The organism is Vibrio sp. 947, assembly GCF_033339115.1.
GTDB lineage: Bacteria > Pseudomonadota > Gammaproteobacteria > Enterobacterales > Vibrionaceae > Vibrio > Vibrio alginolyticus.
Genome location: NZ_JAWOTX010000008.1, coordinates 89663 through 102220, shown reverse-complemented (window position 1 = coordinate 102220; position 12558 = coordinate 89663). Strand labels below are relative to the sequence as shown.

At 45.5% G+C, this 12558-nt stretch carries 10 protein-coding genes; 8 read left to right on the top strand and 2 right to left on the bottom strand.

Going from position 1 to position 12558, the window contains the following annotated elements; translation table 11 throughout:
• Nucleotides 1-57: 57 nt before the first annotated feature.
• From R7Q39_RS12330 to glpC, 5 genes are all read left to right on the top strand, one after another.
• Nucleotides 58-1761: a DUF262 domain-containing protein gene (locus R7Q39_RS12330; RefSeq protein ID WP_318076344.1), complete on the top strand. Its 1704-nt coding sequence runs from the start codon at nucleotides 58-60 to the stop codon at nucleotides 1759-1761.
• Between the two features lie 640 nt (nucleotides 1762-2401).
• Nucleotides 2402-3322, top strand: coding sequence for an IS5 family transposase (locus R7Q39_RS12325; RefSeq protein ID WP_025594252.1), 921 nt, complete (start codon nucleotides 2402-2404; stop codon nucleotides 3320-3322).
• 607 nt (nucleotides 3323-3929) lie between these two features.
• Nucleotides 3930-5600 carry an anaerobic glycerol-3-phosphate dehydrogenase subunit A gene (gene glpA / locus R7Q39_RS12320; RefSeq protein ID WP_318076343.1) on the top strand — a complete coding sequence of 557 codons (1671 nt, stop codon included), beginning with the start codon at nucleotides 3930-3932 and terminating at the stop codon, nucleotides 5598-5600.
• The gene (gene glpB / locus R7Q39_RS12315) at nucleotides 5597-6922 is read left to right on the top strand and encodes a glycerol-3-phosphate dehydrogenase subunit GlpB (RefSeq protein WP_014257458.1); all 1326 of its coding nucleotides are present in this window, start codon (nucleotides 5597-5599) and stop codon (nucleotides 6920-6922) included. Before glpA ends, glpB begins: the two co-directional genes overlap by 4 nt.
• Nucleotides 6919-8145, top strand: coding sequence for an anaerobic glycerol-3-phosphate dehydrogenase subunit GlpC (glpC, locus tag R7Q39_RS12310; RefSeq protein ID WP_004726856.1), 1227 nt, complete (start codon nucleotides 6919-6921; stop codon nucleotides 8143-8145). The genes glpB and glpC overlap by 4 nt, the downstream gene beginning before the upstream one ends.
• A gap of 146 nt (nucleotides 8146-8291) precedes the next feature.
• On the opposite strand, the gene R7Q39_RS12305 is transcribed toward glpC, so the two are convergent.
• Entirely contained in the window at nucleotides 8292-8732 is a 441-nt protein-coding gene (locus R7Q39_RS12305) for a DUF4832 domain-containing protein (protein WP_237668614.1), read from the bottom strand.
• A 9-nt stretch (nucleotides 8733-8741) separates the two neighbouring features.
• On the opposite strand from R7Q39_RS12305, the gene R7Q39_RS12300 reads away from it, so the two are divergent.
• Entirely contained in the window at nucleotides 8742-9155 is a 414-nt protein-coding gene (locus R7Q39_RS12300; RefSeq protein WP_025594145.1) for a LysE/ArgO family amino acid transporter, read from the top strand.
• Nucleotides 9156-9347: 192 nt separating this feature from the next.
• Here the strand turns inward: R7Q39_RS12300 and R7Q39_RS12295 are convergent, their stop codons facing one another.
• Nucleotides 9348-9734: a hypothetical protein gene (locus tag R7Q39_RS12295; RefSeq protein WP_065274216.1), complete on the bottom strand. Its 387-nt coding sequence runs from the start codon at nucleotides 9732-9734 to the stop codon at nucleotides 9348-9350.
• Between the two features lie 944 nt (nucleotides 9735-10678).
• Between R7Q39_RS12295 and R7Q39_RS12290 the strand changes: the two genes are divergently transcribed.
• Together R7Q39_RS12290 and R7Q39_RS12285 are read left to right on the top strand one after the other, a co-directional pair.
• Nucleotides 10679-10927, top strand: a complete 249-nt coding sequence (locus R7Q39_RS12290) for a hypothetical protein (RefSeq protein WP_065274215.1) — start codon at nucleotides 10679-10681, stop codon at nucleotides 10925-10927.
• A 690-nt stretch (nucleotides 10928-11617) separates the two neighbouring features.
• Nucleotides 11618-12103, top strand: coding sequence for a DUF6795 domain-containing protein (locus tag R7Q39_RS12285; RefSeq protein ID WP_318076342.1), 486 nt, complete (start codon nucleotides 11618-11620; stop codon nucleotides 12101-12103).
• The last annotated feature ends 455 nt before the right edge of the window (nucleotides 12104-12558 follow it).

Here is a 12558-nt window from a genome sequence, read left to right as displayed (position 1 = left end):
TTGTCTTATGCAATCAATTTGGCATTATCGGTGATAAATAGAGTAAAAGCATCCTGCTTGACGATTAAACAAGGAAAAATGATGGAAGCAAGAAATAGAGCACTCCCCGATTGGATGACACGAATTCGAACAAGGCAAATTGTCCTTCCTCGCTTTCAAAGATTTGAAGCTTGGAGTTATGGGCAAATTACTTCTTTACTAAACACCGTTCTAAAACAGCTTCCAGCCGGCGCAATTTTAACTCTCGAGATTGGCGAGAAAGAACCATTCATATCTCGACCGATTGTAGGTGCGCCAGCGGAAGGTGAGAAAATTATTGAGCATCTTTTGGACGGCCAGCAACGATTAACCTCCTTTTGGAGGGCTTTGAACGATCTATACGAAGATAGAACTTATTTAATTAAAATTGAGGAAGATGAGGAGCTAGAACTTCCATTTTTTGCGACCTCAATATCTCGATACGAGAAGAATGGAGAGAGATACCCTTTGTGGGCAAACTCCCCTAGCGAAATGTGGAGTAGAAGGCTTATACCAGTATACCTTTTGCGCCCTGATACCGACGCGGAAAAATTGTTCAAAGGTTGGGCCAAAGAAGCTTCAAATGGAGACATGGACTCACTTCTTGAAATCAATGATCTTGGAAACAAGCTTCGTAGCAAATTCTCAATATTCAACATTCCATTCCTGTCTTTACCTGTATCAACAAAGCCAGAAGTCGCGTTAGATGTGTTTATTCAAATGAACACATCATCTTCACCGCTTACACCGTTTGATATAGTTGTCGCACAAATTGAAGCTGCGTCCGGAAAATCTCTTCATGGTTATATAGAAGAACTTAAAAAAGATGTTCCTTATTTGAGCCGATATAACGCACCCGAAGATATTGTTCTCGCAGTTGCTGCCTTGGTGAGCAATAAGCTACCTTCCAAAGGTACTTACCTGATGAGTGAGTTTGCGACTTCGTTCGATGAAAACTGGTTGACGATTAAAACAGGAATCAAAAAGGCGGTCTCATTTCTTACTGATGAAAAGATTTTGGATTCTAGGCGCCTCCCTAGTGATGTCGTAGTTTACGTACTTGCGGCTCTATGGGGAAAAGCAGATGAAGGACTAGATAAAGAAGGGGAAATTCGTTCGACTCTTAGAAAGTATATTTGGCGCTCTTTTTTTACAGAAAGATATGATCGTACAACCAATAGTAGAGCATTTGCCGATTATAAAGAGTTATTGAATGTCATCACTACTGGTAAGGGAGCACCAGAAATATTTGACGAAGCACTGTATCCAATAGCTGGCGAAGAAGAAATTAAGTCAGCGGGTTGGCCGTACAGGAAAGATCGTTTGGCTAGAGCTATTCTAGCTGTTGGATTAAAATCTGGAGGTTTTGATTTTGCTGATGGTGCTCCTGCCTCGTATGAAAACGTTTTAGTAAGAGAGTATCACCATGTCTTTCCACAGGCTTGGCTTAAGGATAAGGACTACAAAGATTATCAAATCAACAGAGCCCTAAACTGTGCACTGATTTCGTGGAGAACAAATAGAAATATATCTGCAAAAACGCCGTCAGATTATATTTCAGAAAGAATGGAGGCATCTTCACTTGGCCAACCAGAAGTCGAGAGGCGCCTCGAGTCACATTTAATTCCGGTCGTGAAGTTAATGAATAATAACTATGAAGAGTTCTTAACGGAAAGAGCGTTACTCATGAAAAAGGTTGCTGACAAGCTGTGTAGCGGTCAAATAGTAGAAGGGAAGCTTTAAAAACATAAGAGTCCTTATGCGATAAATAATAAATAGTATTCTTTTGGCTGTTGACGCAGCCAAAAGATCGGGAATAATAAAGTCAGCGATTAGATTTCCCCAAACTCAACTAATCTGAACCGCACGATTTAGGACACAAACTCTAAACCACTTCTGTCCAGAAGCGACTTACCAATCCAATTAAAATTTCACTCTCACCGCATAACTATTATTAACGTCACATGAGTTATATTTGGGTAAATTACGACTGATTGAAATCGCAAATTTGTTAGACGAAACCAATAATGGGGCATTTCTGTGTTTCATGCCCCATCAGCAAGCCTCTAGATATAAGTTTTCCTGAGCATCGTTTCTTTAACGTCACACAGAAGGGTGATTTACCATCCACGAATGCAACTGCTGGGCTTTATTTAGTGCGATACTAATTTCTTCCAATACTGAGTCAAAACTCTGTTCTGCGATTGATATTTGAGGTAATGGTGTTTCTATGTTTACTGATTTTCCCGACTTTATGATTCGATATCCACTACGTTCCAAACCTTCAAATTGACTTTTGATATCGGCTTTGTTGCTTAAATCGATGGAACTAAATCAAGAAGCTACGATCTGATCGGCTACACCCATTAATCGTCGTAGCCTCATGCCTAAACCTCGTTACAAAACAACTAACTGGACGCAGTACAACAAAGCCTTAATAAACCGTGGCTCTCTGACCTTTTGGATTGATGAGGAAGCGATAGCCGAGTGGAAGCAAAACAAACAAGGCAAGCGCGGCAGACCTCGCCAATTCAGCGACTTAGCCATTACTACTGCACTGATGGTGAAACGCATATTCTCTATGCCGTTGAGAGCACTGCAAGGATTTCTAGACTCGGTATTTAAGCTGGCTAACATCCCGCTAGTTTGTCCCCACTACACCTGTATAAGCCGTCGAGCTAAGGAAGTTGAGGTTTCATTTAAAACTAAAACCAGAGGTGCGATACAACACCTAGCCATTGATGCCACTGGCCTCAAGGTTTATGGCGAAGGCGAATGGAAGGTCAAGAAGCATGGTACTGACGGGAAGCGTAGGGTTTGGAGTAAGCTGCATATCGCAGTAGATACTAGCACCCACGAAATAGTCGCAGCAGAGCTGAGCTTATCTAACGTAACCGATGCCGAAGTACTTCCCAACTTGCTTAAGCAGACACGCCGTAAAATCATTGAGATATCAGGCGATGGTGCTTATGACACAAGGAATTGCCATGATGCCATACGGCTCAAGCGAGCTGTTCCGCTCATTCCGCCACGAGAAGGGGCAGCCTTCTGGGAACGAGGACATCCTCGCAACTTAGCAGTGGGTTGCCAGAAGCTCTACGGCTCTAACAAGAAATGGAAAAAGCGGTATGGTTATCATAAGCGCTCGCTCTCAGAGACAGCAATGTATCGGGTAAAACAGTTGTTAGGTGGGAAATTAAGCCTGAGGGACTACAACGCTCAAGTTGGTGAGACTTACGCTATGATCAAAGCGCTGAACAAGCTTACAGGGCTAGGTATGCCTGAAACTCAGTATGTTGTTTAAGAACTGAACAACATGGGGCTACCATGTCTTCTCATCGAATTAAGCAACAAAGCCTGTTGTTTTGTTCGAGTCATAAGTAAGAGTCCTGTTTATAGTTATGTACACAAACTTTGTGTGGGCAAATCTGACACAGAAGAGCACTCTCGAAAATCGAACAAGGAAATTTATGAGCGTTCGAGCACAAGTTTGTTAATGTCAAACTCGTTTTTTGTTAATTGGCGCATCATTTTGATCATTTCATCAGTAGGGTTAGTTTTTATCGCGCCATTTTCTAATCAAGAAAACCCTAATAAACTGAGCAATTGCTTATTAAACAAGGCATCATACGTTTTCATTTACCAACAACGTTCTTGACTCCGCTTGCACATCAGACCAGCTCGTTAGCGAATTTATTCCTGTTTTCATCGATTTACATGTAACAAATATGTGCCTAACCCTGTTAAATACCAGCAACATTGTTGGTTAATTTCTCCACACCCACACGAAACAATCACCAAAACTATCAATTTAACGCTCGTTCGCGCTTTTGTGAGCAATATATCGAACGTAAATGATAAAAAAAAACATACTAGTTGTAAGTTTATTAAAGTTGCATAAGGTAAAGGTCATGACGGCTTATCAACGAATGGAAACCGACGTTGTCATCATTGGCGGCGGCGCGACCGGCACAGGCATCATGCGAGACTGCGCATTGCGAGGCATCGCGTGCATTCTGTTAGAGAAAGATGACATCGCCTCCGGCACCACGGGTCGTAACCACGGCTTGCTGCACTCTGGTGCGCGCTATGCCGTCACTGATGCAGAATCGGCCAAAGAATGCATTCAAGAAAACCAAACGCTCAAACGCATCGCTCGCCATTGTGTGGAAGCGACTGACGGCCTATTCATTACCCTGCCTGAAGACGAACTCAGCTTTCAAGACACCTTTATTCAGGCTTGCGGCAATGCCGGTATCGAAGCGACCCGTTTAACGCCAAAAGAAGCACTCGCGCTCGAACCGAACGTGAACCCGGCGCTGATCGGTGCGGTGAAAGTGCCCGACGGCACGCTGGATCCGTTCCGTTTATGTGCCTCGAACGTCCTTGATGCCAAAGAGCACGGCGCGCGCATGTTCAACCGCACCATCGTCACCAGTTTGATTCGCCAAGGCGATACCATACTCGGTGTACGCTGTTTGCAATTGGGCACCAACCAACAGTTTGAAATCTTTGCCAAAGAAGTGATCAACGCCGCGGGCATTTGGGGACAACATATCTGCGAATATGCCGACCTCAACATCAAGATGTTCCCTGCCAAAGGCTCGCTGTTGATCCTCGATTACCGCATCAATAACTTGGTGATCAACCGTTGCCGTAAACCTTCCGATGCCGACATTCTGGTGCCCGGCGACACCATTTCACTTATCGGCACCACGTCCGAACACATTGATTACGACCAGATCGACAACTTGCACGTCACCGAACGTGACGTGGATGTGCTGTTGGCAGAAGGCGCGAAACTTGCGCCGATCATGGCCAATACGCGCGTACTGCGTGCCTACGCGGGGGTACGTCCTTTGGTTTCGGTAGATGACGATGGCAGTGGCCGGAATATCAGCCGCGGCATCGTTTTGCTCGATCACCAAGAGTGCGACGGCCTCAAAGGCCTCACCACCATTACCGGCGGCAAACTGATGACCTACCGCTTAATGGCGGAATGGGCGACCGACTTAGTGGCGAAGAAACTGGGCAACACTCAGGCGTGCGAAACCCACACGCGCCCACTGCCGGGGTCAAACGAAACGCCAAAAGCCATCAAGAAAACCGCCAGCATCGCCAAACCGGTGTATGAATCCGCCATTTATCGCCATGGTGAACGCGCCACGCAATTCTTGTCTGACGATGCCAAGAGCCAAGCGATTATTTGTGAATGTGAAATGGTCACTGCGGGCGAAATTGAATACGCGATTAAACAGCTCGACGTCAACAACTTGGTCGATCTGCGCCGCCGCACTCGCTTAGGCATGGGCCCTTGTCAGGGCGAACTGTGCATCTACCGTGCGGCCAGCCTGTTTTCCGAATATGGTCAGGTCGATGGCTGTCAATCGAGTGAATTGTTGGTCGATTTTCTAGAAGAGCGCTGGAAAGGCATCAAACCCATTTTCTGGGGTGATGCGCTGCGCGAAGCGGAATTCAGCTATTGGATTTACGAAGGATTACTCGGTGCCAGCGACCTGCCCCAGCCCGCTCAATCAGAACACCCTCAAGCAGAACAACAAAAACAGGAGGCGGAATTATGATGCATTATGATGTGGCCGTGATCGGCGGGGGCATTGCGGGTTATACCGCTGCAATTCGCAGCCTGCAAGCTGGCAAAAAAACCGTGCTCATCAATCAGGGTCAAAGCGCGTTACATTTCTCTTCCGGCTCCATTGATGTGCTGGCGAAATTACCAGATGGCAGCGCGGTCACCCACCCGTTTGATGCCCTCGACGCATTACAGCAACAAGCGCCGTCCCATCCGTACAACACGGTGGGTCGTAGCACGCTGCAAAAAGGGCTGGAATGGTTTCGTCAAACGCTCGCCACCGCGAACGTGCCGCTATCGCATCAAGATGATTTGGCCAATCACGGGCGCATCACGCCGCTTGGCACACTCAAAGCGACTTGGCTATCGCAGCCATTTGTTTACCAACACCGCCAAGAAGTTTCGTTTGAGCGTATTGTGGTGGTTTCGATCGATGGCTATCGCGATTTTCAGCCACAAATGCTGAAAGATAACCTTCACCAGCATCCCGATTTTCAAGGTGTGCCGATTCACACGGTCACCCTGTCGATTCCGGGGTTTGACGGATACCGCCGCAACCCAAATGAGCTGCGCTCAATCGACATTGCACGTTTGCTAAAACACGATGCCGCGTGGACCGCGCTATGCGATGGTTTGATGCGTGCAGCCAATCGCAACGACTTGGTGATCATGCCCGCGATCATGGGCAACGGCGATGGCCTAACGCTGCTAACGAAGCTACGCGACACCACGCAACTGCAATTTCACGAAGTGCCGACCATGCCACCATCGCTGCTGGGTATTCGCATTGAAGAGGCGCTCAGTCGCACCTTCCTGCTGCTGGGTGGCATTCACCTCAAAGGCGACAAAGTGGTCAACGGCACGTTTGACGGCGAGCGTCTGGTTAGCCTGCAAACGCAAAACCTGCGCGACATGGCCATCAGCGCCGACAACTACATCATGGCAACCGGCAGCTATTTCAGCCAAGGGTTGCATGCCGAGCAACACGCCATCCAAGAACCGATCTTTGGCTTGCAAGTGACGCATAAACCAGCACGCGTTGATTGGCGCAATCCGGCCTTCTTTGCCGACCGTTCACACCCTTTTATGGCATTCGGTGTCGAAACCAACGCGCAATTGAACCCACAGCGCAGCGGCGTCACCATTAAAAACTTGTACTGCTGCGGCTCCATGTTGTCGGGATACGATCCCGTGTTTGAAGGGTGCGGTGGCGGCGTCGCGATTGGCACCGCCTACCACGCCATCATGCAATGCCTAGAACCTCAATTGTCAGCGTCTCACCCTAACCCATTCGATCAGGAGGTGCTCGCATGAACGCGCCATTTTCAAAAGCTGCTCCTCTGAATACCAGCTTTGACCAATGTATTAAATGCACCGTCTGCACGGTGTACTGCCCCGTGGCAAAAGCCAACCCAGATTACCCAGGCCCGAAACAGTGCGGGCCGGATGGCGAGCGCCTGCGCATTAAAAACCCGGAATATTACGACGAAGCGCTTAAATACTGCACCAACTGCAAACGCTGCGAAACCGCGTGTCCTTCTGGGGTGAAAATCGGCGACATCATCGCCGTCGCGCGGGGTAAACATGGCAAGAAACCGCTCAATCCGAAACTGATGCGTGACTACGTGCTGAGCCACACCGACCTGTTCGGCTCACTGGCCACGCCATTTGCACCAGTGGTGAACTTCGCCACATCGATGCCATTGGTGAAAAAAATCATGCACAAAACCATCGGCGTGCATGACCACAAAGCGTTGCCGAAATACTCGCACGGCACGTTCCGTCGCTGGTTTAAACAAAATTGCACCAGCCAGCCGCTGTATCAGCGCCAAGTCACCTACTTTCATGGCTGCTACGTCAACTACAACCACCCACAATTGGGCAAAGATCTGGTGAAGGTGTTGAATGCGATGAATATTGGCGTGCGCTTGCTGAACAACGAGAAATGCTGCGGCGTGCCTTTGATTGCCAACGGTTTTCATGACAAAGCGCGTAAAAACGCATTGCTGAACGTGAAGAACATGGAAACTGCGGTCAATGAATATCACACCAAAGTGATTTCAACCTCCTCAACTTGCTCGTTCACGCTGCAACAGGAATACCCGCATGTGCTCGGCGTCGACAACAGCCAAGTGTCCAACGACATTGAATACGTCACGCGCTTCCTGCTGAAAGAGTTTATGAATGGCAATGCGCCGAAAATGAAACCGGTCAACCTCAAAGTGGTTTATCACACGCCTTGTCACTTGGAACGCAGTGGCAACGTGATGTTTACCATTGAGTTACTGCGCATGATTCCGGGCCTAGAACTGATTGTCCTCGATAGCGAATGCTGCGGTTTGGCGGGCACCTATGGCTTTAAAGAAGAGAACTATGACGTGTCGATGAAAATCGGCTCGCACCTGTTTGACTCGATCAAAGCCTCCGATGCAGATTTTGCGATCACCGACTGCGAAACCTGTAAATGGCAAATCGAAGAGAACACCGCGCTGGAAACCATTCACCCGGTCAGCTTGCTGGCGCAAGCACTGGCTTAGTCTTCCAACCCCAAAAAGGCGTCTTCAAAGAAAGTCGTTTCAACGCTCAACGTACAAAAAAGCGGGCATTGCCCGCTTTTCTTCTGTCACTTTCGCTTTTCGTTTGCTGCTGTCTATCGCACCACAGCATGGCGAAGGCTGTCGACCTAACGAATGGTCACGTCAGATAAGCGATACCAGCCCGACGCCTGCAACCCTTCATTGGCCAGATTCACTTCTGCCTCAGCATGGCGATCGACCAAAGCCAACTCAAGGTAGTAATGGCCGGTGGGGATCGTTTCAGGCAAAGTGAAACTGCTGGAGGTCGCGTGTTCACCCGGCAGCCAACGCATGACATCTGCGGTTGAGACGTTGAAAAACGCGGTTTCTTCGTCCTCATTCACCAATCGATACGCCAGATAATGGTGCTGATACGGTGGCGCGTTCCCTTCGTTCACAAGCAAGGCCTGAACCGTCATGGTCGCGCCCGGCGTCAATTCAGCAGGGTGCACCAGTGTGTCTACACGCAGACGATAGCCAATTTGAGCCAACGCATCGTCCAACAAATCACGATACTGAGTCGGCACCACGTGCGATTTCAGGTTCAATGTCGAAGCGTGCTGCGCAATCGCCCAATCCAAGCTTTCTGGTATGGCTACCAATCTGCAAAATCAGCTTGGAAAGGTTCAAGTCACCTAGAGTTGGAAAATTCGGACATTGCCCAGAGTTGGTTAAAAGTCGTTTTAATGGCGATGGCTATCACTTTTTTAAATCCACATGTATATCTGGATACGGTGGTGATACTCGGGGGCGTGACTGCTCAAATGGAACCTGATGAAAAACTATTGTTTGTTATAGGGGCACTGATCGCATCAGGGGGCTGGTTTTATGGATTAGTGTATTTGGCTAACAAGTTGATCCCACTTTTTAGTAAGCCAAGAACATGGCGAATTTTAGATTCTGCGATTTCATGCATCATGTGTGGTATTGCATTGAAGCTGGCAGCACCTTTGTTTAGCCAATACATATAGAGCGTCGCGATGAAGCTGCATTTCTATTAACTAAATTGCTCCTGTTAGATTGGACACTGAGTTTCCATACCAGAAGTTATTCGTCCTTTGCTAATTTAAGTAAATACTCTAAACCATTTCTGTCCAAAAGTTTGCTACAGCGCATGTGATTGTAGTTAAATGCGCTGGCTATGGAGTTCTGAGTAGGGTGATTTATTGCTTTTCAACGTAAATCGCTTGACCACTAACAGTTTGTTCAGATATTGGGATCAAGTACTGATAGTCGGTACCTTGTCCACCTAACATTACAGAGTTATTGCTACCTGTTGCTCCTAGTAAAACCCCATTTGCTCCAAGTTTTGCGGCCTGTTTTTTCAACTCCTCAATTGCATAGTCAATTGACCCTTGATTTGTTAAACCTGCATCACTTGAAGCATTAACTAAAGCAATTGTGTCATATGACTCTGGCGGTTCGATATAGAGGCGTACGTTTTCTGGGGCGATGGGTTCTCTCGCCTCTCCAACTAAAATTGAAGACCCTGAAGCACATCCTGTGAGTGCGAGGATGAACGCAAGTAAAAGTGATTTATAGATTCTCATTTTTAACTATTGATAAACGACTATTGAAGCGAACCATTATACAGTTTATGGTACAGTTTATGGTCAGAATCATGAGAAAAAGTAGCGATGGCCTCTTGCGTTGATAAGGATCACCTAATCGACTTAAACACGGAAAGGGGCATAAATTTGTTAGCTCGAATCGCACAGAGACACAACTGCGTCGTTCTTCGCATTACCTCTGACATGCAAAGTGGCATAGAGAAAGTGGCAAATTTTATTGTCTTCCGGCAATAAGAAACTAGTTCGTGATCTGTTTCGAGTGTACCGAATCGGTACAGTTGAATTAAATCAATAAGTTAAAGATAAATTTGAAGCTCATATTTACGGTTTAGTGATGAAAAAATTACACACTCAAAGCGGCCTTAGTTCAGAATTGGTGGGCAAGACACTTTCACCAGCAGCATAGGATTAAAGACCTAGATGAGTGTGTCCGATTTGGTACAGTTGAATTAAATCAAAAGCTTAATAGGAAAATTGCAGAGCTTGCCGAGGGACCACCGAAAAGAAAGGAAAGTGAACACTGCGAGAACGATCAGAAAAGTGAACACTGAGAGAATGTTCAGAAAGTACGGCCAAACCTAAAGACACCAAGGGATTAACACCGCTCAATAGCCAGCGAAAGAAGCCAAAAAGCGCGAAACAATCAAACTATTCGCGTTCTACGAGTTTAAGTGCCGTTATGCATGATGTTCAATCAAATAGAGGGCGCATTTAGCCGACACATCCACCAGCGGTTCGGGGAGCGCTTGCATTAGCAATTACATATATGCGCGCAACGGGGCGCAAGAGATCGCTAAAGATATTTTCAATAAATACTCTTAGGGCATATGGAGTAAAAGTTAAACTTGAAACTCCATAATACGTTATCGTTGACTTTCATTCCTCGGCTACAGGTAGGTTAATAAAATGGGGATGCGCCTTATATGGGATATGGTCTTATTGATGTTGGTCGTACAACGGCAAACACAGCAGTACTAGGTCTTTCAGACCTGAACAAGCAGGAACAGCAGCGTAAATCAACAAATAAACAACTAAAAGCGCAGTACAAAAACGGCATTGTTTCCGGCGCTGGTGCTGGTGCCGCTGTAGGGGCTTTGGCTTCTGGTCCTGCTGCACCAATTGGAGCAGCCGTTGGTGCCGTTATTGGCGGCCTAGCTGCTTCATTGTTTTAAGGGTTTAAATTGATGATGGATGTAATCGGTAGCTTTAACTGGCTTGGAAGTCAGGATGACTTTTCATTTTAGTATTACCCTAAGTATTACCACCATAAAACCCAAAAACTTAAACCAATAAATAACAACAAGTTAAGGGCACAACTCAGATGCCGCCAGCCCAAACGTTTGGAAAAGGCCACCTTCGGGTGGCCTTTTTTGTATCAACTAAAATAGTCTCTTTTTTCAAACATTCATGCTTTCTGAAATCTTACTACATAGATTACCGCATACCTTTGGCCCATGTAGGTTTACAAACTCGTTGAGTATTAATCAGTAAACAAGAAGTTCATAAGTACTAATCAAAAAGGCAGAGAGCATGGTACTAAAAGCCCTGCAACTTAAAAGTTTTCTGCTTACCTATCCTTTCTAAGAGATAACTAGATCTAAGTCTAAAGCCTATACTCATCTCCCTCGATGAATTGATTGATGCATTCATTGTTAGTCCCTACTCGCTTGTTTCATTACAACTCTATCGATGTAATGACTACAAATAGTAGTTACAAAAAATAATGTAACTCTAATTACAAAATTAACCTTAGATATTGAATAGAAACACAACATATATAGATTTTTAAATTTCAAAATGAAAGTATTGTTGTGAAAAATTAAGTTGCTGGAATTATTACCGTCATATTAGTGAGCATTGTAATGAATTTTGAAGAAAGTAAATTGAATGACGAACACGTTAATCAATACACACCGAAAATCAATGGTGTGTTAACAAAGAAAGGAAAACCACTTAGTAGCCTGAAGGTTAGCCTTAGTATTGGTTTAAGCACCTCAGGGAAATCAATAGACTTATCAACATTCACAGACAGTACTGGTCGCTTTGAATTTTCTCCAGTCTATGAAAATAAAAACATCATAAGCACTCCTCTTATTGAGCACTATGTAACTATTGTTTTAGTCGCAGAACTCAGTAATGATGAAAGTACTATTATTTGGGAAGGAAGCTTTGATGGTTATAAAATAGAGGATTACGTAAAAAATAACATGGCTAACCTTTCTTGTGACACTGAGAACCCTCTTAAGTACTTTGCTTTTTCAATTGATGATGAAGAAAACGATGACTACTACGTGAACAGTCAATGTAAATTATTTGGTTATATAGACTCTGACTTGTATGGAAATTAAATAATGCACTCATGATGCAACTCCAGTTCCTATGTCTCCTCTTTGGCCATTTACTCACGGTGGTATTGAGTATCGGCTAGATGGAAGTTCTGGCATCTACTTCTGCGCTCATGGACTAGGAAAAAAATCTGTTCCGGGTTATGTCAATACCGCTACAAGTAATGAGTGGTCGGCACTACAACCCAAATCTCAAGCTTACCTAGAACGCAACGTATTTCTTGACTTCAACAATAGATATAATGCTCGGATGACTGATGGTTGGGTAAGTAAAATAGTCTCTTCAACTTTGACTTTACTAAGAATTTCAGGTCTGGGTCATATAATACAACAGATGCGACCGTAGGCCTTACTGCTTGGGATCAACTAGCTAAAGCTATGGCGTACATTTCAAAACTAAAAAACGAGTATACAGAACACGTCCGCGGTATTTTAGGTCACATGAATGTAATGTCAGG